The sequence below is a fragment of the Paenibacillus sp. 37 genome (genome assembly GCF_008386395.1).
Classification (GTDB): Bacteria; Bacillota; Bacilli; order Paenibacillales; family Paenibacillaceae; genus Paenibacillus; species Paenibacillus amylolyticus_B.
In genome coordinates this window covers 5,263,533-5,288,601 of sequence record NZ_CP043761.1, presented here as the reverse complement: position 1 = coordinate 5,288,601, position 25,069 = coordinate 5,263,533, and the positions used below count along the sequence as shown (strand labels likewise).

The 25,069-nt window shown below is 40.1% G+C and carries 20 protein-coding genes and 1 pseudogene; 13 read left to right on the top strand and 8 right to left on the bottom strand.

Annotation, left to right across the window (positions count from 1 at the left end; genetic code table 11):
• Positions 1–21 precede the first annotated feature (21 nt).
• The 9 genes from F0220_RS22705 to F0220_RS22665 all read left to right on the top strand — a co-directional run bounded on the left by F0220_RS22705 (position 22) and on the right by F0220_RS22665 (position 10,636).
• Positions 22–819 (top strand): hypothetical protein, encoded by a 798-nt coding sequence (locus F0220_RS22705; protein ID WP_146117043.1) that lies wholly within the window; start codon positions 22–24, stop codon positions 817–819.
• A gap of 33 nt (positions 820–852) precedes the next feature.
• Complete coding sequence (locus F0220_RS22700) at positions 853–2,172, top strand: radical SAM/SPASM domain-containing protein (protein ID WP_105650864.1); 1,320 nt, start codon at positions 853–855, stop codon at positions 2,170–2,172.
• A gap of 13 nt (positions 2,173–2,185) precedes the next feature.
• Complete coding sequence (locus F0220_RS22695; RefSeq protein ID WP_105650865.1) at positions 2,186–3,259, top strand: transglutaminase-like domain-containing protein; 1,074 nt, start codon at positions 2,186–2,188, stop codon at positions 3,257–3,259.
• The gene (locus F0220_RS22690) at positions 3,243–4,265 is read left to right on the top strand and encodes a C39 family peptidase (protein WP_223199757.1); all 1,023 of its coding nucleotides are present in this window, start codon (positions 3,243–3,245) and stop codon (positions 4,263–4,265) included. The genes F0220_RS22695 and F0220_RS22690 overlap by 17 nt, the downstream gene beginning before the upstream one ends.
• Positions 4,265–6,022, top strand: a complete 1,758-nt coding sequence (locus F0220_RS22685) for a non-ribosomal peptide synthetase (protein ID WP_105602538.1) — start codon at positions 4,265–4,267, stop codon at positions 6,020–6,022. The genes F0220_RS22690 and F0220_RS22685 overlap by 1 nt, the downstream gene beginning before the upstream one ends.
• Positions 6,023–6,027: 5 nt before the next feature.
• Positions 6,028–8,067, top strand: coding sequence for a cyclic peptide export ABC transporter (locus tag F0220_RS22680; RefSeq protein ID WP_105650867.1), 2,040 nt, complete (start codon positions 6,028–6,030; stop codon positions 8,065–8,067).
• A 28-nt stretch (positions 8,068–8,095) separates the two neighbouring features.
• Entirely contained in the window at positions 8,096–8,746 is a 651-nt protein-coding gene (locus tag F0220_RS22675) for a CPBP family intramembrane glutamic endopeptidase (RefSeq protein WP_105599987.1), read from the top strand.
• Positions 8,747–9,615: 869 nt separating this feature from the next.
• On the top strand, positions 9,616–10,275 hold the full coding sequence (locus tag F0220_RS22670) for a hypothetical protein (RefSeq protein ID WP_105599986.1): 660 nt from the start codon (positions 9,616–9,618) through the stop codon (positions 10,273–10,275).
• A gap of 124 nt (positions 10,276–10,399) precedes the next feature.
• Positions 10,400–10,636, top strand: a complete 237-nt coding sequence (locus F0220_RS22665; RefSeq protein ID WP_146117044.1) for a hypothetical protein — start codon at positions 10,400–10,402, stop codon at positions 10,634–10,636.
• A 181-nt stretch (positions 10,637–10,817) separates the two neighbouring features.
• Here F0220_RS22665 and F0220_RS22660 read toward each other — a convergent pair.
• Positions 10,818–12,268 (bottom strand): annotated as a pseudogene (locus tag F0220_RS22660) (IS1182 family transposase).
• A gap of 380 nt (positions 12,269–12,648) precedes the next feature.
• Positions 12,649–13,254, bottom strand: coding sequence for a DedA family protein (locus F0220_RS22655; RefSeq protein WP_105599985.1), 606 nt, complete (start codon positions 13,252–13,254; stop codon positions 12,649–12,651).
• A gap of 268 nt (positions 13,255–13,522) precedes the next feature.
• Between F0220_RS22655 and F0220_RS22650 the strand changes: the two genes are divergently transcribed.
• Both F0220_RS22650 and F0220_RS22645 read left to right on the top strand, forming a co-directional pair.
• Complete coding sequence (locus tag F0220_RS22650; RefSeq protein ID WP_105599984.1) at positions 13,523–16,690, top strand: GNAT family N-acetyltransferase; 3,168 nt, start codon at positions 13,523–13,525, stop codon at positions 16,688–16,690.
• Complete coding sequence (locus tag F0220_RS22645; RefSeq protein WP_105599983.1) at positions 16,677–17,555, top strand: amidohydrolase family protein; 879 nt, start codon at positions 16,677–16,679, stop codon at positions 17,553–17,555. The genes F0220_RS22650 and F0220_RS22645 overlap by 14 nt, the downstream gene beginning before the upstream one ends.
• 176 nt (positions 17,556–17,731) lie before the next feature.
• Here the strand turns inward: F0220_RS22645 and F0220_RS22640 are convergent, their stop codons facing one another.
• The gene (locus tag F0220_RS22640; RefSeq protein WP_105599982.1) at positions 17,732–18,688 is read right to left on the bottom strand and encodes a phosphotransferase family protein; all 957 of its coding nucleotides are present in this window, start codon (positions 18,686–18,688) and stop codon (positions 17,732–17,734) included.
• Between the two features lie 97 nt (positions 18,689–18,785).
• On the opposite strand from F0220_RS22640, the gene F0220_RS22635 reads away from it, so the two are divergent.
• A complete protein-coding gene (locus F0220_RS22635; protein WP_105599980.1) occupies positions 18,786–19,949 on the top strand; it encodes an iron-containing alcohol dehydrogenase in 1,164 nt (387 codons plus the stop codon).
• Between the two features lie 133 nt (positions 19,950–20,082).
• Here F0220_RS22635 and F0220_RS22630 read toward each other — a convergent pair whose 3' ends face one another.
• The gene (locus tag F0220_RS22630) at positions 20,083–20,505 is read right to left on the bottom strand and encodes a hypothetical protein (RefSeq protein WP_105599978.1); all 423 of its coding nucleotides are present in this window, start codon (positions 20,503–20,505) and stop codon (positions 20,083–20,085) included.
• A 410-nt stretch (positions 20,506–20,915) separates the two neighbouring features.
• Between F0220_RS22630 and F0220_RS22625 the strand changes: the two genes are divergently transcribed.
• Positions 20,916–21,833, top strand: coding sequence for a methyl-accepting chemotaxis protein (locus tag F0220_RS22625; protein ID WP_105599977.1), 918 nt, complete (start codon positions 20,916–20,918; stop codon positions 21,831–21,833).
• Positions 21,834–22,015: 182 nt separating this feature from the next.
• Here F0220_RS22625 and F0220_RS22620 read toward each other — a convergent pair whose 3' ends face one another.
• Genes F0220_RS22620 through F0220_RS22605 form a run of 4 tightly spaced genes read right to left on the bottom strand, consistent with a single transcriptional unit; the run spans position 22,016 to position 25,020 of the window.
• Positions 22,016–22,402: a RidA family protein gene (locus F0220_RS22620; RefSeq protein ID WP_105599976.1), complete on the bottom strand. Its 387-nt coding sequence runs from the start codon at positions 22,400–22,402 to the stop codon at positions 22,016–22,018.
• Between the two features lie 19 nt (positions 22,403–22,421).
• The gene (locus F0220_RS22615) at positions 22,422–23,798 is read right to left on the bottom strand and encodes an amidase (protein WP_105599974.1); all 1,377 of its coding nucleotides are present in this window, start codon (positions 23,796–23,798) and stop codon (positions 22,422–22,424) included.
• Complete coding sequence (locus F0220_RS22610; RefSeq protein ID WP_105599972.1) at positions 23,795–23,980, bottom strand: hypothetical protein; 186 nt, start codon at positions 23,978–23,980, stop codon at positions 23,795–23,797. The genes F0220_RS22615 and F0220_RS22610 overlap by 4 nt, the downstream gene beginning before the upstream one ends.
• 11 nt (positions 23,981–23,991) lie before the next feature.
• Positions 23,992–25,020 (bottom strand): ABC transporter substrate-binding protein, encoded by a 1,029-nt coding sequence (locus F0220_RS22605; RefSeq protein WP_105599971.1) that lies wholly within the window; start codon positions 25,018–25,020, stop codon positions 23,992–23,994.
• Between the last annotated feature and the right edge of the window lie 49 nt (positions 25,021–25,069).

The following is a 25,069-nucleotide window of genomic DNA, read 5'->3' as shown; positions in this document are numbered from 1 at the left end:
ATCACCAGATCTAGAATATTTATGGCATTTGAACAAGGGATATCGCATTTCCTGGAAGAGAATCAAATAGTACTCTCTGGTATTAATGAAAATGATAATAGAGAACATTGGATAAGGAACAAGATCTATTGCAACAGCTTTATTATAGGTCATATAGGCACCAAATATTTGGAGTACAACAATTTATTTGTTAACAATCAAAATGTAAATACCAAACATTATATTAATTTAATAGGGTGGGATGAAATTAAGGGTTTGTATGTCAGTGACGGGTATATTCCGACATACCCTATAAGATCTTATGATGGCTGGTTGAAATTGGACTATGATGACCCGTTAAATCACTTTATAGAAGTTATATGTGAGGATACAAGTATCATCGGTAATAATATAAAAGATGTAGAGAAATATAAAATTAAACTTGCAGATACGGTACGGTCCTTCTTGAGAGGGGGAAATGAAGGAGAGAATTATTATGGGTATTCAGCTTATGAAGAATTGCACAGGTACTTTGAATATCTTCGATACAGTGGTGAATATATTGAACAGAAAAATTATTATAATCTCGTTTTTGATATAGCATCAGAAGGAATTATTACTTCCAAGCGTTTATTGAAGCAGTTGACAAGTGAAGTTTTCAGTGAAACCTATACGCGTGAGTTTGAAAAATTAGTCAAGAAATTTGAACTCTTCAAGTTGCTTGTACTTAAATGTAGTATAGATCCAACAAAGGAAAATTTAGAGGATATTGAAAGTTCACTAAGTGAAATTATGAATTTTGAAGTGAAGTTGTACCAAAATATATTAATGGCTTTGTAGTATAAAAAATGATTGGAAATAAGGAGAGATCATATGAAAAGCTCAATGTATAATGTTTTCTTGGAAAATGAGGGCCGGTACTACATCTTTAACACTCTTTCATCCAAGCTAATAGAAGTAGATCAAAAATCTTTTCAATCATTAAAAAACAATGAAGAAGAAATCAATACCTCGAATTTAAGTGAAGAGCTCGAGAGATATGGTCTAGTCACTTCTGAAAGTGTCGATGAGATTAGGCTATTCAAGCATATTGTAGACAAAAGCATCTATGATAATAATTTAAGGATGACAATAGTCATGACGAACAATTGTAATTTTCGTTGTCAATATTGTTATCAGGAAAAAAACAACAAATCTATGTCTGACGAAGTCGAGAAAAGTATTATTAAATTCCTCTATAAAAATATAAAAAAGTATAAGTCAGTCTATATTGAATGGTTTGGAGGCGAGCCATTAATTGAAAAGAACAGAATTATAAGAATGGCTAGAAAGATCAAAGAAATTTGTACTGAAAATCGAGTGCCTTTCATTTCTTCCATAACAACAAATGGATATTATTTGGATATGGAAACTTTTACCGAACTTGTGGATAATAACTGTATTTTTTTTCAAATTACAATTGATGGTGCAAAAAGTTTACATGATACATTGAGGCCACATGTTAGTGGCAAAGGTACTTTTGATAAGATAACGGAAAATCTCTTAAATATTAAAAATTCTGATATTAATAAAAGATATACAATTGCCATAAGGAATAACATACTCAAAAGCAAAATTAAAGAGTATGAAGAGTTTTTTGACTATTTTAATGAAAATTTCGCCGATGATAATTGTTTTAAACTTATTCAAAAGCCTATTAAAGATTGGGGAGGCGAGAGTGTAAAAAAACTTACAAATGAATTAGTAGATAGTGATTATGAAATGATGGAAATTATTAAGAAGAACGAAAAGAGACTAAACAATAATTACAGTGATCTGTATGAAAGTATTAATAGTAAAATGTGCTATTCATTTAAAGAGAATGGATTTGCGATTAATTGGGACGGTTCAGTATATAAATGTAATAGAAATATTGAAAATCATAAGATTGTTGATAAAAACTTGATTGGAGAAATACGAGAGAACGGCACTATTGATGAGAACGATATGATTAATTCGATATGGACAGATAAACCATTGGAAGAAAAATGTAATAGTTGCGAACTTTTGCCAGTTTGTTTCACGTCAGGTTGTCCAGCGAGTTGGATCATGAAAAAAAGTATGATTTGCATGAAGGAGAATAAAGAAGAACAAAGATTTCTTTATAATATTGAAAGAGAAATAAAAGATGGCAATGCTATTAAACTGATATAGAGGAAAATGGATTATGGACTGTTTATACCTTGCATCAGAGGAATTATCCCAAACTATATTGTTGCATATAAATAATAATGAATTATTCATTTCTTGTCCAAGCGAGGATATTTTTAACCGCAAGTGTTTAAAGTTTAATATTACTGAAAATGATTTTATCTTTTATTTTTTGAATAAAAAGTATAATCTTACGAAATCGTCAAAGTCCAGAAAATTTGTTTTTGAGAGAACAGATATTATTCATAAAACAGCATGCCTAGTCTCTTTCACAGAAGTAGAGAAAAAGGAATTTGAAGATCTTAATGTACATCTTGTCCCTTTAGAAAATGAGATATATAAACAAGAAGGTGACTATGTAGAATTCAAGTACAGTTTTGAAAAAATTACTAATATAAAAGAATATGTGAAAATGGAAGAATGGCTGGATGATTCTCAAGATGATTTTAATAAAATGTATTTATGCTTAGAATGGGTGAACCAAAGGGCCAAACATAAAAGCTATATGGTATTGCCTCCAAAAAGAGACTTGCGATCCTTACTAAACTTTGCTGCCGAGCATGGGAATAGATTGAATTGTAGAGGCTTGGCTATTGTTTTATCAGAACTCTGTCTCGCTGCAGGTCTATATTCGAGATATATTACTTGCAGTCCAAGAGAAAGAGAAACGGATGATAGCCATGTTGTAGTTATTGTTTATTCTAAGGAATTTAATAAATGGATAATGCTAGATCCTAGTTATTGTTTGTTTTTTTTCAATAATCAAAATGAACCATTATCGATTCATGAATTTAGAAATTTAATAAGGAACGAAAGAAACGAAGTACACATTAATGAAAACGCAAATTATCATGGGAAAAGATTAAATATTAATACCTATTTGCATAGTATAAAACATAAGCTTTATAGATTTAGCAGTTCACTTGAGATGTCGATTGGTGTGGACTCTTGCTATGAAGACAACGTGATACACCTAGTACCCCAAACCAAAGACTATAATTTTTCAAGGGCGATCAGTAACCCAGATATCTTTTGGCAACTTCCATTTAAGAAAGGGACTATTCATGAAAAACATGAAAAAAACAGTTGATCTGGTGGTACCAGAAAAATGTTACAGCATGGTAGATTGTTGGGAAGCAATAATGACTATGATTCTTATTCATTTTGAGAAAGAACCTAGCGTTATATATTCTGCGTTAGATTTTTATTACGATACATCTAAAGAAGAACAAGAATCAAAATCCTTAGAAAATATATTTTATAATACTTTTTCATTAACCGATCTGACCATTGTTAAGGAGACTTTGCAATTTTATGAGATGTATTTTTCTCTTGCAATCCATGTGGGAAAAAGCGAGACAATAGACGAAATGTATAATTCTATTAAACAAGAGTTACAGGACAACAAACCAGTTGTTGTTTTTGTAGATACTATTCTCTGCAAGTTTAATCGGATGTATCAAAAATTCAGTTACTCCCATGCAATTATAATTTCAGGCGTTGATGATGGAGAGTGTTTAGTCTTGGATCCAACTCAAAACTTAGAACCTTTGAAAATAGGGATTGAAGAAGTGTTTGCTTGTTCAACAGCGTTATTAACATTTAATAACAAGGATAAATATACAGTAGATGGTAAAGAACTTTTGAAGCAAAATTTTGAAAGAAATAATACGAGATCTGCAACACGAAAAACTACCCGAATAGAAAATATAAAAAATTTATTTGATGCTATTTCGAATAATGTAGAGATTGTATCGCAAAGTTTTGATAATCAAGAAGAATCATTAAATACGATGTTTGCATGGCTATTCAAAAATACATCTATAAATATAAAAAATTATACATTATTTGTACAAAAAAACTATAGTAATGCTGCGGATATAGTAAGTGTACTCCTTCAGGAATGTCAAGGAAAGTGGATGATACTAGGGAAAACTTTTATGAGAATGTACTATTCTTCAAAAAAGCTTAGGGATGAACAATTTAAGAAAATTAGTCTTCTTTTTGATGATATTTATAATTTGGAACAGAAAATTATGAAAGAACTCATTATCTTGTTTAACCTAAATTCTAATGAAAGTGGAGAGATTATTTAATGAAAAATTTATATGAATTATTAGTTCGTTCCTCTACTGATTTTGGGAATAAAGATGCGATAATCTTTGAAAATGAAAGAATGAACTATAATGAATTTCTATTACGAGTAGATGATCTTGCTGAGTCTCTATCCAATAGTGGATTGAGTAACAGAACTATACTTCTTGCTGTACCAAGAAGTATAGAATTGCTTATTTCGATTTTTGCAATCTTGAAAAATAAAAGCACCTATATTCCTATTGATCTATCATATCCTAAGGATAGAATTAATTATATAATCGCTGACAGTTCTAGTGACTACGTGTTAACAACACTGGAAAACGAAGATATGTTTTCAGATAGCAACACTTTTTTTATTGATGGCGAACCATCGCATGCTAATAATCAACTGAAACAAACACGGACTGAAAGTCCTGTACGTTTAAATCCAGCTTATATCATCTATACATCAGGATCTACTGGGAACCCTAAAGGAGTCATGATCGGAGAAGATTCATTAGTCAATTTTGTTGATGCAATGGGTGAGGCTTGTGCTCTAGATGATGGTAAAAAGATCATATGTTTAACAACAGTTTCATTTGATATATTTTTTCTTGAGAGTGTAATGGCTCTCTGTAAAGGGATGACAGTTATACTTGCCAATACTAGAGAAAGCACGAATCCTAAAGCAATTTATGAATTAATTAGTGAACATGGGATTGATGTAGTTCAGATGACACCTTCAAGAGCCAGAATGTTATTGAATTTTAATGAGAAGGCACTTGAAAATGTTCAAGATATCATTATTGGTGGAGAAAGTTTCCCTACGAATTTACTTGAAGATATCAGGAAAAATACAAAAGCCACTATATATAATGTCTATGGCCCTACAGAGGCAACCGTTTGGGCAACAGTATCAAATGTCACGCACGAGAACGAGATAACGATTGGTAAGCCATTACGTAATTATGAGATTTTTATATTGGATGATAATTTACAAAAGGTAGAACCAGGCGAAGTAGGGGAAATCTGCATAGCGGGAGTAGCATTATCTCTTGGATATTATAATAAAGAACAATTAACTTCTGAGAGATTTGTGGTGGTAAACGATCTTCAGAATAAAAAAATATACCGGACAGGTGATTACGGAAAGTACATATCTAACGGTAACATTAAGTATATTGGGCGAATGGATAATCAGGTGAAAATCAGAGGTTACAGGGTAGAAGTCGAAGAAATAGAAAAAGTAATATATGATTCGCAACTTGTGAGTCAAGTCGTTGTTATAGTGCATACTGTAAACAGTATAAACAGTTTATGGGTATACTACTGCTCTGATAACATGCAGAATGCTGATGAATTGAAACGGTTCCTCAAGGAAAAATTACCGGATTATATGATTCCAAACAAATTCATAGAGATCCAAAGCATGCCTCAAACACCAAATGGAAAAATCGATCGAAATGCGTTGAAGACAATGGAGATTGATATTCTTTCTGAAGATAAAGTAAAAGAAGCTGATTTGGAAAAAGACCTATCGGAAAATAATATTGAAATTATTTCTATTATAAAAAATGTCACAGAATCTGATGATATAACAATGGAGACCTCTATTGATTTCATTGATTCTATATCCTTTGTAAAAATTTTAGTAGAAATTGAGAACCATTTTGATATTCTTTTGGCCGATGAGACTTTAACTAATTCTTTCTTTAATAACATTGAAGAGTTAATACAATATGTTGAATCCAATATCGAAAGTAGTAAAGAGGTGTAGTTTTAATGATGAATCCACGGTTACTACTTCTTGAAAACATTCTAATCAACAATAAAGGTGTTTTTTATGGATTAGGTCTTGAGATGAGTTTTTTTAAAATGTTTTTTTTCTTTTTGTCAGGTTTGATTATTTTAATTTTGTTTTATACTGGCAAGATACTTAAAGAAACAAAACAGAAAAAAAGAGCATTTAAGAAAACAAAAAAAGAAACTATAAAAGAAGTATTACTGATAAGTGCAGTAGTTGGTTATTTCGGAATATGTATATTTTCAAGTACAAATTATTTTTTTGGTATTTCAAAATGGGAATTGATTAATGCTACCTATGGAAACTGGATTTTTTTATCTTTTATTGCGTTAATAATTACTTTATTTGTATATCTATTATTTATACATGCATTGTTCTCATCCGAAAAGGAAGGAGAAAAAAATTATGCAGCTATTATTTCTTTAAGTATTATTAATGGATTAATGAATACAATGATCATATTAACGATCAACGAAACTTTTAATACTGAACTGAAGTATTCAAGTTACTTACTTATGTTCTTTATTTTCTTTGTAATATTTTTTGTATTCACTCAAAAAGTTTTACAAGAAAAGTTGATAAAGAATGCTAGTTTACTTATAAATGAAAAAAGAAAGTTAATTGTTGACGGAATAACCGATTCATCATATGAGAAAGTTGAAAAGATAGGTAGTTCTAAAATATACACAGTATTAAATAGTGACACAGAGGCCATATCTAAATCACCAGAATTAGTAGTAACAGGCTTTTCAAGTCTACTGACTATTATCTTTTGTATGGGTTATTTAGGTTACCAGAACTTCTATGGGTTTGTTGGTTCCCTGTCTATTATAGTACTTAATCTAAGTTTTAGTATATTTGTTAATAAAAAGGCTTCAAAATATTGGACGAAAAATAGAGAAATGAAAGATAGATATTTCTCTTATACTACTCACATGTTACACGGTTTCAGAGAACTAATCCTAAACAAACATAAAAAATCAGAGTATGTAGCAGAAATGAAAAATTGTGCTAATGAAACTACAAATTATAATGTCAAAGCGTCTATTAAAATATTAAATTACAATTTGTATAACATTACGATGTACAACATCATCTTTGCAGTTGTAGTATTTATTTTTCCAATACTATTAACCGGTATAAATGTAGCAAACTTACGTGAAACATTATTTATTGTATTTTATATGCTGGGTCCATTTCAAATTTTAATCAATTCGATATCTCAGTTGGAATCATTGAAAGTAAATATGAAACAAATCAATGATTTGATATTTTTGCTGCAAAAAAGTGAAGATTTAAAAAGTGATATAAACATACAGGAAAATAAATCTCGAAGATCGCCAGACAAAATCGAGTTGGACCTGGAAAATATTGAGTACAGTTATTTTGTAAGTGATAAAAATAACAATAAAACCGAGTTTAAATTAGGTCCTATCAATATGTCGATTAGATCAGGTGAAATTTTGATGATTATTGGTGGAAATGGAAGTGGAAAATCAACTTTATCAAAGATTATGACAGGTCTATACAATCCCCAGGGTGGAGTAGTTAAACTAAATGGCGAACGAGCATCGATGGAAGAGCTGAATGAATGTTTCTCGGCTATTTTTAGTGACTTTCATCTATTTAATAAATTGTATGGTATAGATACTAATACAAATAAACAAAGTATCAATGACCTGCTTAAATTAATGAAAATGGAATCTAAAGTGTATATTGATAGTGAAGGAAATATAAATTCTAACGAATTATCTACGGGACAGAAGAAACGATTAGCCTATATCATCTCATGTTTAGAAAATAAACCTTTAATTTTATTGGATGAATGGGCGGCTGAGCAAGATCCTGAGTTTAAAGCGTTCTTTTATGAAGAGTTACTTTCAATTCTTAAATCCCAAGGGAAGGGAATTATCGTAGTCACACACGATGACCAATATTTCAGTGTAGCTGATCGAGTGATAAAACTAGAGAGTGGTCAAATCAAGCATAATCACTACGATGGTCTAAAGACATACTAAATTTGTTGAAAGAAAGGAAGATAGCAGAGTGGGAGTACTATTCTCAGTTCTATTGATAGCAATTTTTTCTTTCTCATACGTAGTTGTCAAAAAAATGTTAATTAAGTTATATAAAATTCCTAAAATTGACAAATTTTCTGAATCTAAAGTGGTTTACATTTGGGGTACTTTAGTGATATTAATTTATTTGTTTTACAACAATAAAATCTCTTGGTATTTACCCATTAATCTGAAATCGACACTGTTACTTATTGTTGTAATTTTTGTTGTTAATCTTTTTATCTCAAGGTATTCAGGTTATAAGCCAACGGGGAGAACGAATATAATAAATTTTGTAATTGTGTTTCCGATTGTTGAAGAGGTTTTATTTCGAGGTTTGCTGATTTCGATTATTAGTGAAAATTTTAATTACGAAACAGCATTTGAAATAGCGGGTCTCCCTGTAACAGCTTCCATTATATTATCTGCTTTATTATTTTCCTTATCGCATTTACAATATTATCAATTCAACAAAACTACAATGAAATACATGCTTTTTGCTTTAGCCGGAGGTTTAGTGTTTGGACTTATTGCATACTACACTAATTCTATTTTAGTAACTTTATTATTACACGTTGAGTTTAACTTCTTAGCTTTTTTATATGCTCAAAAAAGTTCTAAACTTAGTACAGATGGCTAAGACTTATCTTCTGATTATAAGATTATAAAAACTATTTTTGGTCATATCCCTGTAAAGTATACTTATAAAAAAACTAAGCAGCCAGCGTGTGCCGATACTCAATCGGTACGCGCTGTTTACGTTTTGCTTGAAAACATTGGTAGTTATAAAATTAAAGGTATTCTTCAGTGGCTGGATAGATTTCTGTTTCTAACTTACACTTACTTGAGGTCGAAAAAAAGATTCGATGTATGCGCTATGCAGACTGGTTGATTTGCGAGAGTGGCTGCCATTGACGTCGAATGCTTCTGGTCGTGTGTTGTACACCTGCGACGTTTGTTTGAATCCCTGATCTGAATGGAGCACGGCTCCAGACATACGTTTCTTTTACTTGTCCATTGTCCGACGGTATCCAATACTAACTCTAAATCGTTACACTTAGGCAACTGCAAAGCGACGACCTCGTTATTAAAGAAATGCTGAATCACAGACAGACTACGGAAGATGTATAGTTTGGAACGATTTGGTCGCGAGTCGGTATCAATTCAGTTGGGACTATTGCGCGGACTTCAGGCGGGGATGGATTAATCGGCTTATGTGCGGTGATCTCTGCTGCATCCGACGTGGTGTTGTATGTGTATTTGAAGCGAAAGCAGGAGTTGATCTAGAAAACTCGTTTGTAATCCGGAAATGTGTTTTTATATCTATTTATTATAATTTATTATTATAAATGTAAAAAAGTTGGACATCTCGCTTTTGCATTTGTAAAAGAGATTGTTATTATTTTAACCATTCAAAAAAGAGCACGGTGCTTTTGGTTAAAGAAAATTGACAAACCTTCATTTATAACTAAATGATAAGGAATGTTAAGTATAAAGGAGAGTGAGCACGTGGAAAAAAAATTGGAGATTCATACTCCTTCCATTCAAACTTTTTTAAATCATGCATACCCACTTGCGATATTAGAGAAAGATAAGGCTTTCTTAGGCTGGTTTTTCACGAACTATACTCAACTCTACACTTATAATAATAGAAAAGATCCAATAGATGACTTTAAAATAGATTTCTTCTCCCACAATGGAAAATACCCTAATATCCCTTTCTTAGAGTATTCAAACGTAAATAAAATTACAATTAATACGCTCAATAAAAATATTTTGGATATAGTTTTAGAAAATATTGACTTGAATTATTATGTAGAAGTTGGTATTGATGAATATTACTGGTCTAACAAACCAAGTTATAAGCGGAGACATTTCCATCATGATAATTTAATATACGGTTACAATAAAAACGAAAAGAAGCTGTATTATCTTGGTTACAATAAACAAATGATATTTGGTCAATACGCCATCCCATTTGCAGAATTTGTTTTATCATTCACAGAAAATTCGGAATCCACTATAAAATTTATAAGTAATTTTAATTCTGAATTAACAAGTAACACTACTAGGGATGTTTATCATTTTAATTTAGAGTTTGATTTGGATATTTTTAAATTGTATTTAGAAGATTTCTTTAAAATCCAAAAACTCTTTCCTTACACATAAAGGTACTAGAAACGCTGTTTTTGGACTAGCTATATATGATGAACTACTGCTTAAATTTTCTGATGACATAGAATTAAGTAAAGATATGAGATTATACAGGATAATCTGGGAACACAAGAACATCATGAATACAAGGATAGATTATTTAAAATCAAAAGGATATTTGAATGCTGAAAATTATGAAGACTTATCAAAAAACTCTCTATTTCTGTGCAATGAATGTTTGTTGTTGAAAAATTTATCATTGAAATATGCCATTACAAATAATATGAAAACTTTTTCAGCTATATTAGCAAAACTAAAGGAAATACAGTTACTTGAAAAAGAATTGTTAACCGATTTATTATTAGCTGTTACATAGTTGACTGAGATGTATTATTTCACTTGAAGAAAAAAACCTTTGGCTCGATTGAGGCCACTGAAGAACTTGGCTTTTTCAAGTAGTGGATAACGTTTAGCCCAAAAAGAAGACATTCACACCCAAGTATTGGGGGTTATGTCTTCTTTTTTTTGGCATTATTCGCTTGTATTCTCTGTTCTCCTTACTCTGCTAACTTCAATATTCGTTTTAAATTTACAGCAAATATGGCCAATGCACCTTGTAATGGCATGCCAAGTAAACCCGAGGATGTGGCTATGTCATACCCGTGTCCATGTTTGAGTTCACTGTTTTTTGCTTCAATTTTGTAACGCTCTTTGGATTTCTCTTTGAAATATTCGGTTTCTTGAAATGCCATTTGTTAGGCGTGTTCTTCGGATTTAATTGAAACGGAATACGTCTTGCTTTTGGCACCTTCTTTGTAGCAACCTTCCTTTAGTGGACAACGCTTGCATCGCTCTACATCAAAATAATATGTGTCTGTTTGGTTTGCACCGACACCTTTCTTGCCTTGCCGTGCCTTGCGGAGGGTCATATGCCCAGCTGGACACACGTACAATCCTGCGTCCTTATTAAACAGGAACTTCTCTTCCTTCTTACGGTTGCCTTGCGTAATGAGTGGATTGAGTTTCGCTACAAGTTCAATCTCATTTTTATTAGTATATACAATATTATCCTTTTCGGAAAATGCTGCGTCTCCAATGACGGTCTTCACCTGCATGCCAGCCGCTTTGCTTTTTTCAATTAAATCCTGCAATTGTTTGCCATCATTCTTCTCTCCTGTTGTAATAACGGCGGCTGTAATAATCCGTTCCTCGGTCATCGCCAGATGTGTTTTGTATCCAAAGAAAGCAGAGTCTGCGCTCTTGTGTCCCACTCGTGCATCGGGGTCCGCCGCCAGGCGAAGTTGCTCGACGTCATCTGCAATCGTTTCTTTCAACAGGTTGAGAGGCTCTAGAATTTTCGGCACTTGTGCGATCCCAGATTCAGTTTCGATGAAAGTGATAAGCTTCTGGCAATACTCGATTTCACTTTCGAGTTCGTTGGTTGTATTCTTTGTTGGCATGTTGGCTTTGGCCGATTCATCCAAGGTATACACAGCTTTGCGCAATTTCCGCGCACGGTCTTGCAGAATTTCTTGTGGTGACTTCTGGTTGTAGCTTGCTTTTGTATGCGTAGCATCAACAATAATGGAATGGCTCTTCACGATATTCTGCTCGATCGCAAGCGTCACCGTTTGACCAATGGCATGTCCAGCAAATCCATATCTTTCAATCGCAGTTTGCGAAATTTTGTCAGGGAGCTAGGGTCGATAACGGAATCTTCTGGCGCCATACCGAGAAAGTATTTGAACGACATGTCGTACTTCGAGCGTTCGACGAGATCTACGTCAGACAGTTCAAAGATCGCTTTAAGCAGTAAGTATTTAAACATGCGAATAGGATCGATGGCGTTACGTCCATTGTCCAAACGATATTTAGCTTCGAGTTCTTCATAAATGAAAGTGAAATCCACAAGCTCGTTGATTTGACGGAGCATATTGTCCTTCGGAACGACGATGTCATACAGTGCCGCATAAGGACTCAGGACTAAGGTTTGTTGTTGTCGGATCATCCGCTCTCACCTACTTTTCAGGATAACCCAATTATACGACAAAAAAAGATACAGCCCCTTCAATTTTCTTGAAGAACTGTACCTTTTTCTAAATGAGGACTTTTTCAGTGGCCTCGGCTCGATTCAAGGTGTTTTGCTTTCGAATGAAAGAAGAATACGTGAGACCTACTTTCGTGACCTCGATATAGCAGGTTGCTAAAATTAATACTTTAAGTCTTCAATGGCAAAAAAAGAAGTCCGTATTTAGCCGATTTTTCTTTTTTTAAAACAAAAGCCCTACTGATCTTCACAATCAGCGGGGCTTATATCTATTCTCACAAGTGAATGAGTACTAAACTCAACCTCAAATTTGTCCGTCTCATTACCTTACTTCAGCAAACCTATGACTTGTTCAAAGCCGTTCTTCTTTTCCAACGTTTCAAAAGCACGTACAATCCAAAAGCTCCTAAGAATATCACCGCTGCCGGAACGATATAAGGTTTAACAATCTCATCCACATGTTCCCATTGAGAGCCTAATTTGAAGCCTAAGTAGATGTACAATGAGGTAATTGGAAGCATGGCCAAGAATGTAAAGAGACTGAATTTGAACACATTCATCTTCGCCATTCCACAAGGGATGGAGATGACAGTCCGAATGCCGGGGACAAAACGTCCATAGAAAGCGACCCCGCTGCCATATTTCTCGAAGAATGTATCGGAAGCGTCCAGATGGTGGGGGCGAATCAAGAAATACTTGCCGTATTTTTCAACCATCGGTCTGCCGCCGTAACGTCCCAGGGCATATAATGTCAGAGGTCCAAACGTTCCGCCTACGGTACCCGCCAGTATAGCCAGCCACAGCTTCATATCTCCAAGGTACACCCAATATCCCGCCATGGGCAGCACGAGTTCAGCGGGTACGAATTCAAACGACAAGGCAATAACGAGACCTGCATATGACAAATCTTTGAAAAAAAGTATAAATTGCGTGATCCACTCCGTCATGCTTTCCCTCCATGAATCTATCTATTTTTTATAGTAAAGTAACACTCCTCTACAAAGAGTAACAATAGCGAATAGAGCTTGTCAAAACTCACATGCATATCCGATTTAGCCCGTCACAGCGGGATATGTTAGACCATACATAAGATAACTGATCGCCCCTAACAATCTGACACCAATATAACACTCTGAAAATGTTTCCAATTATAGTATGATAAGACTATCACTAGCTTCTTCAACATCCTATACATACAGAGAAGGAGATCCGAACATGACCGTAACTTCGATTATCGATCAAATTCACATTATTGAATACGATCCCTCTTACGCTGCCGCACTCGCGGATATGTGGAACCGTAGTAATGAGAGCTGGGGAGGTGGCACTAACCTTAGAACAGAGGAAACGGTTCGCCGCGAGATGGAGAGTTCGTCCAATCTTCATGCATTTCTAGCCGTTCATGGGAAAGAGGTAGTTGGCTTCTGCAGTTTTGCTCACTACCGCTATGACGAGAGAGCGTTATATGTACCGCTGCTTAACGTACGCCCCGACTATCACGGGTATAAGGTCGGACGCAACCTGATCCTGAATGCTGTGCGCAAGACCGTAGAGGCCGGATGGCCCCGTCTGGATCTGTTCACATGGGCAGGCAATACGAAGGCTGTACCGATGTACAAGAAGTGCGGATTCTTCTGGGAGAAAAAAGATGAGAATGTGCATCTGATGAATTTCATTCCCACCATCTTGCAGACCGAAGCACTCGCTCCATATTTGGAGGAGCTGGATTGGTATGCAGACAGCACGCGTGAACTCGTCGTCGAGCCGGATGGCCGACGGGAGCGTGGGTTTGATTTCTTTGACTATACGTGGGAAAAGGGAGAGGTCTCCCTGAGGGCTGAGTTTGAAAAGTCGGGTCGCGGGCTGACTGCCCTCGAAACACCGGATTACGAAATCGCTACAGAGGTCGATGATCATGATCTGGTTTTCGGTTCTAGCTATAAGGTTCGCTATCGCATTAAGAACACTTCTGCGTCTGAACTGGCGATCGAAATCAAGGGTCAGGATAACAAAAACATTCGATTTGCGCTAGACGTTGCACGAGCAGTTGCTCCGGGAGAAACCATTACCGTGGAAGGTGAGTTTCACCTTGATCCGATTACAGAGGAACAGAATAACAATAAGACCCATCCCGTTGTTGCCAGCACATGGTTGATCGGTGGTAAGAAAACGGAGTTCAGGTTAGGTATTGCCCCGAAATTCCCGGCCAAGATCAAGACCGTTTTGCCCGTGAAGGAGCTCTATCCAGGTATTCCGGCTGAGTTGGTTCTGAACGTGGAGAATAATGTGGATGCAGAGACTGAATTCAGCTTGGTTCTTCCGGAGGATGAATTCCTGGAATGGGCAGAGCGTTCGGTGCGCTTTACGGTACCTGCCAAAGGTAAAATGTCTGTGCCTGTGCCTTTCACCTTGCGTTCATATGGTCTCTATTCCCAAGAAGTAGAAGTGACAGCTGTCCCCGTGGGGAACCATGCGATCTCTTTTACAAGCAAAATTTCTGTCCTGATGAAGGGGATCGAAGGTAAATATGGCGGGCAGATTGAGGATCAATGGGTGGCTGTGAATGGTGCATTCTCTATTCATATGAGCAAGCAAGATAATAACATGTGGATTGAATATCCCGGTTCCCGTCATTCATTCTGGTGGACTTATCCGAAGCTGGGTAAGCCGTTTGCCGAAGAGTTATCCAAGAAACAAGCCAAAGAAGTGAATATTTATCCCGAAGGGGAACGTCAGGTTCTTGAAGCACTGTATGACTCGGAGGACTTCCCGGGCTTACAGATTAAGTCCGTGGTCAAGCTGTCTGCGAATGGAATCGCCGAATTCCACCACGAGGTGGAAAATACACGAGACACTGCTTGGGAAGAGGACCTGTATCTAATGAATAACTTCGGGTTCTATGGTAACAGGTTGATCCTTCCTTATCAGGGGCGCTTCGTTGACATGGGCGATGATTATGCGGGTGATCCGAACCATTGGAATAGCTCACAGATTACGGAGAACTGGCTGTTCTGCAAAGAAGAGTATGGGGCGTGCGGGATCTATTGGGACCCTTCCCTGAAGCTACTTCGTCCAGAATACACGCTGGGGTTGCAGCATGATCTGGGCCGTTTGGAGCCAGGGGCTGTAGCACGAACCAAGGAAACGGTGTTTGCTCTGAACACTTTTGCCAAGTGGCATGATTTCCGTGCGTTTGCACGGAAACAGCGTAACCCGGTCATTCCATTGCTGGATAGTCATCTGGATCTGACACTCAGTGAGGGAAATCCATTTGCCCCGGATGTGCTGCAAGCAACGTTGACTGAACATAAACTGGTTCCGCTTGCGGGCAAGCTGGAGTTGTATGTACAGCAGGGTAGCGAACCGGAGGTTATGGCAAAAGCGAAGGAATACAATCCGGAGCAGAATCTAAACTCCGCCAAGCTGACATTTTCACCAGACGAAGTGGACCGCCACCAGCATGTGAGTGGTTGGAAAGTTCGTGGGCTATACCGGGGCGAAGATCGGATTCAGGAGCGAACGGCTCTTTGGTTCCCGCAGAGCGGAACAGAGGTGAAGCAGAAGATTGAAGAAGGTTCTTCGGGAACTGTATACACTGTAGACAATGGCGTATTGTCGATCACCGTTGCTCCTGAATTCGGCAGTGTAGTACACTCACTGAAAGTTGCAGGCGAAGAATGGCTGGACAGCTCGTACCCTGAACCGGCTCCACGCTCGTGGTGGAATCCGTGGTACGGCGGGTTGGGAGTGGGAGTTCCAGGCATGAATGGTTTCAGCCGCCAGTTGGAACAGAGAGTCGCTTCCTGGACAGAGCAGAAGGATCAATACGGCAACGTCTGGAAGGGTATTAAGCTGACTACCCGGATTGAGAAGCATGAAGCAAATCGGGGAATCACGATCCACCAGCATTATCTGATGCTGCCGGGTGTTCCTGTGCTCTGCACGCTGCTTGCGGTGACAAACGAAAGTGGCCTGACGCTGACGGATTACTCGCTTGCGGAGGAACGTTTCCTCCAGCCTTCATCTGTATTTGCTGAAGGTTGGATAGAGCAACCGGGCAAAGATCGATTCCCGCTAGGCAAGGTGGATGTAGGCCTGCCACTTGAAGACCTTTTGCGAGTCGGATCGGTTTCGCGTGAAAATATGCTGCATGCGGTCCATCGTTACCCGAATCAGAGTGCATGGGCTTTTGCCAATAATCAGGTGACGGGTCTGCACGTGAATCATCATCTGACACTTCACCACGGGGAGACGGTCTGGACGGAGCCGACCTATCTTGTCCTGGGATCAATCCCGCTGAGTTCAGCGGATGTGCATGACCTTCTGAAACTGAATTTTGTAACTTCTACCGATAAAAAGGAGGCTTCACATGTCGATCATTGATATTCACATTCATCTGTCGGACATCGACAGCTTTCACCGAACAGCAATCGATCTGTCCAAAGTGGATTACTCAGCCGCAGGTCTTAAGGCGGAATTCGATAAAAACGACGTCATTCTGGGCATTGGAATGGGGGTTACGGAGCAGACGAAGGGAGCGTTCCCGGATTCCAGTTCCCCTAACCCGATGGGGCTTGATTTGGAAGTGAAGGTTCCGTCATTCCTCATGGAATGCGTGGGCATTAATCCCAATGCGCTGGATGGAAAAAATGCTCAGGACGAGCTCGACCGGATTGAAGCTAGACTGCAATCCCCTGAGGTAGCCGGAATCAAACTCTATGCCGGATACTATCATCACTATGTGTATGACAAAATCTATACCCCTGTCTATGAACTTGCAGCCAAGTACAACCTGCCTGTCGTGATTCATACAGGAGACACGTACTCCATGAACGGACTGCTCAAGTATTCGCATCCACTGACCGTGGATGAATTGGCCTTTCAGCAGCGCGGTGTGAACTTCATGATCTGTCATCTGGGTGATCCCTGGGTGATGGATGCAGCTGAAGTGGTGGCGAAGAATCCGAACGTGTATGCGGATCTGTCTGGTCTGGTGGTGGGGGATCGGCCTCATTTTGAACGCTTCATGAACGAGCCTTTGTTCATGGATCATTTCCGCCGGGCCTTGGTCTACTCGGATCATTACGAGAAAATGCTGTTTGGCACGGATTGGCCGCTTGCCCCTATCGACCTGTATGCCGAGTTTGTCCGTCGACTTGTACCGGAACAGCATCATGATAAGGTGTTCTACGAGAATGCCTTTGGGCTGTTTCCGCGAATTGGACAGCGGATTACCGAGTTGGGTTAAAAGGGAAGTAATGAAACTTTAATATTTGAGGGAATATCATCCGTGTATGTCATTCAAGAAAGCATGCGATGTTCACGCTGAATTCCTGCCGTATAAGCTCCTGCCATTTCGCTGGCAGGAGCTGTTTGGTTTCAGGAAAACTGAATTTATCTTACGTCCGATCTGAAATGAAGGGATCAGGAGAACAAAGGTTCAGTCACCATTTTCATATACTTTTTTAAGTCGTCTTTGGCTTGGGGGGAGTGTTGCCAAACTCCAAGGTTCCAACTCATATAACGAATTCCGAGATATCGGGATGCCGAGGAGAAGTACTTTTCAAATTGATTTTGTGGAATATCGTATCCTTGAGAACTAAGAGCCTCACGATAGATCTCAACTTGTCTCATATGTGCACAGCGCAGAGGGATATCGAAGAACAGGGAGCCATACCTTGCTTCCTCCCAATCGATAAAATAAACGTCCTCATTGTTGTGTACCAATACATTGCCGGGATTCAGATCATTATGAATCAGCGTATGCGTATGTTCGTCCTCAATAAGAGTTTCAAGATCATTTATGATGCTACTTGCTACAGCTTCAATCTCCCTAATGAGCGTCGATCCAAATTCCTCAATGAATGGTGGACTTTCTATGGCGTTTTTCCAAGAAGGTCTCCAACGAGTTTCTATCATATCAACGATATGAGATCGATCCACATTAGGTATCCAGGGCAATTCTTTTTTTGCCCCCATATTCGTTCCGTGTATGTAAGCCAATGCTCGTAATTCTTTATTCTGAAGCAGATTTATATCCAAATGACTATAATCGGTTTGGTAGTCCACATCCTGGCTACAGATCAGGCTGCGATCCTTGTTGTGAGGTTCATTGGTTAGACTATAAGGTACATTTGCTCCTTGTAAAAATAATCTGGACAAGGCAGAGCGTTCAATAAACGTGGCCTTCTTGGTCACGAGAGAAATATCCCTGTTCACTCCATTTACAAGGAATTCAATATAATGTCGAAGCAATTCAACGGCTTGAGATCCCGTCCCGACAGGGTTACTTTTAATACTTTGAATGTGAACATCCGAGGATACATATTGATGAATGGTTTGTTTTATTAATTGTTGTAATGTGAGAGACTCCATGCTCATCTGTTATCTCCTTTTTGCCTGTATTTGTTTTTACGAATAAAGAGAACTATAATGGTGGATGCACAAAATTTCAGACTTTTTTGGAGGAACATACGTAATGAGATCTTTTCAGTTTTATAATCCGACCCGGCTGATTTTTGGCAAAGGGCAACTTCAAGCACTACAAACCGAAGTTCCAAAATACGGAAAGCGTATTTTGCTTGTATATGGTGGTGGAAGCATCAAGCGCAGCGGCCTGTACGATCAGGTGATCAGCCAGTTGAATGAGATTGGAGCAGAGGTGACGGAACTGGCTGGTGTAGAACCGAACCCTCGTCTGTCTACGGTTCATAAAGGTGTAGAGTTATGCAGAACACATCATATTGATCTTGTTCTTGCGGTTGGCGGCGGCAGTGTACTTGACTGTGGTAAAGCCATCGCAGTAGGGGCCAAATACGATGGTGACATGTGGGATGTTGTTGTGCGCGAAGCAACTCCGCAAGGCGGACTTCCACTAGGTACAATTCTGACAATGGCAGCGACCGGTTCCGAAATGAACAACGGTTCAGTAATTACGAATCAGGATACGCAGGAGAAATGGGCATGGTTCAGCGAATATTCTTTCCCAGCGTTCTCGATTCTTGATCCGGTGAACACATTTACGGTACCTCTGGATCAGACTGTATACGGCATGGTGGACATGATGTCGCATGTGTTTGAACATTATTTCCATCTGGATACCAATACACCGGTTCAGCTTGGATTCTGTGAGACGATTCTTCGTACCGTCATTGATACTGCCCCTCGTCTGATCAAAGATCCGGAAAACTATGAACTGCGCGAAACCATTCTCTACTGTGGAACAATGGCGCTTAATGATGTTCTGAATATGGGCCTTGCAGGAGACTGGGCATCTCACAATATTGAACATGCCGTGTCGGCCGTGTATGACATTCCTCATGGGGGTGGCCTTGCCATTCTGTTCCCGCACTGGATGAAGCATAATCTGGATGTGGATGTAGATCGATTCAAACGTTTGGCTGTTAATGTATTTGATATCAATCCTAATGGAAAGTCAGACAAACAAGTGGCGGAAGAAGGCATCGAAGCACTGCGTAATTTCTGGACTTCGATCGGTGCCCCTAGCCGTCTGGCTGACTATGACATCGACGACAGTCAGATTGACGCGATGGCTGATAAAGCGATGCGATTCGGCCCGTTCGGATTCTTCCAAAAATTGCAGCGTGAAGATGTCGTGCAAATCTATCAAGCCGCACTGTAATTGGAAATTCACTTATATAGTGAATGTAGTAAACAAGGACCTTCCTGTACTTCTGAGGAAAGTCCTTGTTTTTATTTTAACATCATCTATTGTACCTTCAACGGTATATTCCAGATCATGTCTTGCGAGCACTTTAAGATTGTTCAACGGCTGCCTCATTGCCACCAGTATACATCCGTTTCAGATACAACTTGCTTGGACGGTGCACGAGCACGATGAGCAGGGCGAAGAGATGAATCAGGATAAACAGGTTACTTTCATTGGGAATAGCAACAAGTAGCGCCAAACTTAGAAATGTCACGGTGAGCTTGAACTTTCTCTTGGTAATGAATATAACGGCGAGCAGGCTTGGTCCAATCATAAACAACATTCTGCCTACGATTACGCCAGAGGCGTAAGCCAGATCATCTCCTTTGCGTGAGAAAGCAAGATAGGCCTCCATATTCTGGTTAAAATCGATGAGGAACACGATAAAGGACACAATCACGTAGATCAATTTTACACTCAATAAAATGCGCACGACATTTAATAGCGTGGGTAATGCTGTTTTTACCATACCACTTCTCCTATTCTACTTCGAATCTATAACCGCAGATTCTCCTGGTTGTATTCTCGCGGAGGGCCTTCCTGCTTAAGATACACCTTGCTGGGCTTGTGGAGCAACAGACAGAGCAACATGAAGATGTGAAACAAGACAAGGGAATTCTGAAAGAACACAATGCCAAACAATAGAGCTAGGCTCATGAACGTTATGGTTAGCTTATAGCTTCGTCTTGAGATCCATACGATGGTCAGAATCGGGGGACGATATGTATTACAGCCATTGACCGATGTTGATGTCATATTTTGTATTAACCCAAAGTTTACATTTTCCAATCGTCAACACCGGCCTTGGACCTACAGTTATCTACTTCCAAAGCAGCTTCAATACCATGGCAGCAGGCAATAAACAACTGATCTCCCAGCATGAACCATTCCATCGGCATCCTGAAAACAAGTACATCCGAGCTGGAAAATTCCACTCAGCAAACCTCGACCACTATTGCCGAAACAACGACAACAGCATTTGAGATTTCACGAGCTATGGAGTCCCAGGCGAACGATACGGAAGCCATAGTGGACAAATTCATGAATGTTGGTAACAAGATTGAGAACGTAAATGAGATGTCGCAGTCCGTTATGCTCAAGGCAGATGAAATTACGGATGCATTCAAAAATAATCATGAAGTTATCGATGCGCTCATTGCGGTGAACGGACAGAACGAGATTGAAGTTGGCAACATCTCCAAAATTACAGTGCAACTCGCTGAAAGCTCCTCGGGCATTCACCAGATTACAGGTACCATTGCCGAAATTGCGAATCAGACGAAATTACTTGCGTTGAATGCTTCCATTGAGGCTGCAAGAGCGGGTGAGCAAGGGCGCGGCTTCGCCGTGGTTGCTTCCGAGATTCGCAAGCTGGCAGAGCAGACGACAGCGCAATCGGAGGATATCAACCGAATTGTAATGCAGACAATTAATCACGTGGAGCAGAATAACCGAAGTGTTCAGGCTATTGAGGAGATTGCGGAACAGCATAAGAGCAGTGTGAGCCAGACCAAGGAGACATTCAATTTTGTCACCGAGAATATGAATGAGATGATGAGCCAGGTTCAGGCCATTGCCACTGAGATCCAATCCATTGAACGTGATAAGGATGACGTCATTGGAGCTGCACAGAATCTGTCCGCTTCCGGTGAAGAAGTATCCGCGTCTGTGGAAGAAGTCACAGCGACGATGCAGGAGCAGTCCGGTATGACAGAACATTTGGCGGATATGGTGCAGAGAATTGATGGACTGACCAAACAACTTGCCGAGGAATCATCCCGATTCAAAATAAAGTAGCATAGCGGCCTCCTGCGTAGTGAGAAGCAGTATAGCTAGTCTGTGAGACACAGCGTAGAATTTCTTCAGTTTGCACAGTTAAATGAATACGAAAGAAACCCGTTTCTCAAAAGAGAACCGGGCTTTTCAAAAAGGTGAGCACCTGTAGCCATTTATGGCTTCAGGTGCTCTTTGTTGATGTGCTACTCTCCTCGAATAGAAGGCGCATACGCCAGCACTTCCATCTCAATTAAATAAGGACCTAACCCGCTGAATACGGTAATACGGGCGGGATAGGGTTGCTTAATCATTTGAGCATATACTTCGTTGTATTCGGGCTGATCTTCCACTCGTGCCAGATGAGTCGTTGCCTTCACGATATGATCCAGTGTAAGTCCGGCTTCTTGCAGGATAACCTCGATATTGCGAATGCACTGCTCAGTCTGCTCCTTAATGCCGCCGATAGGCTCAAGGGTCTGTGGATCAACGCCTACTTGACCTGCGACGTAGACCATATCTCCTGCACGGACAGCGTGGGAGAAAGGAAGTGGGAACTTGGGTGCTGTACTTGCATGTATGATGGTAGACATAGAAGTTATCATTCCTTTCCTAGTGAGGGTGTATATTGGTTGTTAACTGATGCCAGTTCGTAGCCTGCTGATAATGATGGGCGATGCACAACAAGCGGTCTTCTCTCAGGAGTGGACCAGCAAGCTGCATGCCGATAGGTAATGGCTTTGCTGAGGAAGGATCAAACCCAATGGGAACGGTAATGGAAGGTAGTCCTGTATTGGTAAAAGGTCCGTTGAAAATGGGACTACCGGTCTTGTAGCCATAGGGGGCCACATACGGCGTGGATGGAGTCAATAACACATCCACTTCATCGAAAAGCATCATCATCTCGCTGCGGAATATCGTTCGAATGCGCTGTGCCTGCAAATAATCAACAGCACTCGTTTGAAAGCCGAGTTCAAGCTGCTCCCGCATCGTGTGACCGTAGCGATCAGAGGCTTCCGCAAAGCGTTCCTGATGGAAGGCGGCAGCTTCTGCCCGCATAACCGTACGATGAGCAGCAATGGTCTCTTCCATATAAGAAGGCAGATCAACTTTCTTCCATTGCATGCCCAGCTTCTCAAGTACAGCGAGTGCCGACTCTACAGCTAACAAGATCGCCGGTTCATCGGTCTGGAAGAAGTTGCTCGGCAGGCCGATCACCATTCCCGAAATAGGATGCTCAAGAGCGCTTGTTAAGTCTGGCTTGCCGTGAGGAAGTGTGAAGGGGTCCAACTCATCCTGCCCGGCCATCGCTTCCAGAACGATCGCGTTATCTTGTGCGGATCGAGTGAAGGCGCCAATATGATCCAGACTCCAACTGGCTGTGATGACACCGTTACGGCTAACCCTGCCGTAAGTTGGCTTCATACAGGTTAATCCATTGTAAGCTGCGGGTCTGAGCAGAGATCCAAAGGTCTGAGTTCCGAGAGTGAAGGAGGCCATACCAGCAGCTACAGCAGCGGCGGAGCCTGAACTGGAACCACCTGGGGTGTGCTCCAGATTCCACGGGTTGCGGGTTGGTGCTTCTCCTCCCTGGAAGGCATATTCCGTCGTTGTTGTCTTGCCGAGCAGGATAGCGCCCGCAGCGTGTAGCTTATCTATCACAGTAGCATTCGTCTCTGGTACGAAGTCAGGATAGGTACTAGATCCAGCCGAGGTGCGTATGCCAGCGGTATGGATAATGTCTTTGGCTCCATAGGGAATGCCATGCAGAGGGCCGAGATAGTTGCCATTCATTAGCTTACGCTCAGACTCTTTTGCGGCCTGCAATGCTTGTTCCGCGGTGACCGTGACGAAGGCTTGCACAGCAGGCTCTACATTCTCAATTCGTTTCAAATAGGACTCTGTAAGCTCAACAGGAGATATCGTCTTGTTTTTAATCAATGTTGCGGCTTCCGTAATCGTCAGTTCGTTCAGTGGTTTCGTAATCATCGCAGAGGCACCCTCCTATGCGGAGCATTGGGGCCGACTTCTTCTGGCAACTTGAAACCTCGAATGAGCTCTAAGTCGGCTGTAAATAGATCAAGCTCCTCGCTCGTAATAACTCCGTTCGTGTATTTCGCATTTTCCGTACGGCGGTGTGTGAGATAGTCGTCCTGTTTCAGAGTAATCACCCTTTCTCTCTCTATTTGGTGAAGCTTGAATCGATAATATCCTCATAAGTGAGTTTTTCCTTCAGATTGCCGATGAAGCGCTGCATATCGATTGCGGTGTTAAAAGCTGATTCGTTGATGAGCCCCTCAGCAGGGTATACCTTGCTGTCAATCATACGTTGTACGGCTTGTTCCACGACTTCTTTGTCCAGATTGGGGAACTCCTTCACAGCGACTGCTTTGGCACCATCAGGATTGGATTGAATATAGTCCAGGGCTTGCTCGATGGAGGTGACGAAGCGCTGGGTGAGATCAGGATTCTCCTCAATGAAGCTTGCGGTTGTATTCATCGTTGCAAAGGCGAAGTCAGGATAATCCTTCGTGAAATCATGGACGATATGCAGCCCCTCTGCGACGCCTTGATCCAGTTGGGGTTCGTAAACGATAGCAATATCGGCTTTGCCGGCTAATACAGCACCAAGCTCGGAGCCATTCTGAACCTCGGTGATCGTCACGTCTTTGTCAATATCAATGTTGTTGTCAGCGAAAAGCTTCCGCAGTAAGCTGTTGGAGCTTGTAGGTGCCAAACCTACAACAATGGTTTTACCTTTGAAATCCTCTGTTGAGTCCACCGTTACTCCTTCTCGTGCAACCGCCCAAACAGGAGCACTGCCGGACAGAAGGACCAGTGAGCGAGCATCGCCGCCCTTTGCATTCGCGAATGCGACATGCTCAGGACCGTGGAAGGAGAATGCAGACTCGCGTGAGATGACCGAAGACAATGCTGTTGGTCCACTTCCGGCAGCGCGGATGGAGGTTAGCTCAATGCGATTCTCCTTTAGAAATCCTTGGTTATTCGCTACATAGAGCGGAAGGTAGAGCAGATTGTGATACACCTCGGACACCATGATTTTATCCACCTTCGTAGCATCTTGCCCCTCACTACTGGATGTACCTCCGCCACTTGCAGGTGTTGCGGCATTGCTTCCGCATGCACTGAGTAGTGTGGTCAATATCACCGTCATCGTTGCTAGGATAGCTATCTTTTTGAATGTACGCATTAGTCATCAGGCCCCTTTAATGGTCATAGTTAAGTTAGTCGTTGTGGGT

What these genes read in the sequence shown, in the direction of transcription:
- F0220_RS22700 (WP_105650864.1), top strand. Translation starts at nt 853, where the DNA reads ATGAAAAGCTCAATGTATAATGTTTTCTTGGAAAATGAGGGCCGGTAC.
- F0220_RS22605 (WP_105599971.1), bottom strand. Translation starts at nt 25,020, where the DNA reads ATGCGTACATTCAAAAAGATAGCTATCCTAGCAACGATGACGGTGATA.
- F0220_RS22650 (WP_105599984.1), top strand. Translation starts at nt 13,523, where the DNA reads ATGACCGTAACTTCGATTATCGATCAAATTCACATTATTGAATACGAT.
- F0220_RS22645 (WP_105599983.1), top strand. Translation starts at nt 16,677, where the DNA reads ATGTCGATCATTGATATTCACATTCATCTGTCGGACATCGACAGCTTT.
- F0220_RS22625 (WP_105599977.1), top strand. Translation starts at nt 20,916, where the DNA reads ATGAACCATTCCATCGGCATCCTGAAAACAAGTACATCCGAGCTGGAA.
- F0220_RS22615 (WP_105599974.1), bottom strand. Translation starts at nt 23,798, where the DNA reads ATGATTACGAAACCACTGAACGAACTGACGATTACGGAAGCCGCAACA.
- F0220_RS22705 (WP_146117043.1), top strand. Translation starts at nt 22, where the DNA reads ATGGCATTTGAACAAGGGATATCGCATTTCCTGGAAGAGAATCAAATA.
- F0220_RS22635 (WP_105599980.1), top strand. Translation starts at nt 18,786, where the DNA reads ATGAGATCTTTTCAGTTTTATAATCCGACCCGGCTGATTTTTGGCAAA.
- F0220_RS22665 (WP_146117044.1), top strand. Translation starts at nt 10,400, where the DNA reads ATGAATACAAGGATAGATTATTTAAAATCAAAAGGATATTTGAATGCT.
- F0220_RS22620 (WP_105599976.1), bottom strand. Translation starts at nt 22,402, where the DNA reads ATGTCTACCATCATACATGCAAGTACAGCACCCAAGTTCCCACTTCCT.
- F0220_RS22680 (WP_105650867.1), top strand. Translation starts at nt 6,028, where the DNA reads ATGATGAATCCACGGTTACTACTTCTTGAAAACATTCTAATCAACAAT.
- F0220_RS22640 (WP_105599982.1), bottom strand. Translation starts at nt 18,688, where the DNA reads ATGAGCATGGAGTCTCTCACATTACAACAATTAATAAAACAAACCATT.
- F0220_RS22695 (WP_105650865.1), top strand. Translation starts at nt 2,186, where the DNA reads ATGGACTGTTTATACCTTGCATCAGAGGAATTATCCCAAACTATATTG.
- F0220_RS22630 (WP_105599978.1), bottom strand. Translation starts at nt 20,505, where the DNA reads ATGGTAAAAACAGCATTACCCACGCTATTAAATGTCGTGCGCATTTTA.
- F0220_RS22690 (WP_223199757.1), top strand. Translation starts at nt 3,243, where the DNA reads ATGAAAAAAACAGTTGATCTGGTGGTACCAGAAAAATGTTACAGCATG.
- F0220_RS22685 (WP_105602538.1), top strand. Translation starts at nt 4,265, where the DNA reads ATGAAAAATTTATATGAATTATTAGTTCGTTCCTCTACTGATTTTGGG.
- F0220_RS22655 (WP_105599985.1), bottom strand. Translation starts at nt 13,254, where the DNA reads ATGACGGAGTGGATCACGCAATTTATACTTTTTTTCAAAGATTTGTCA.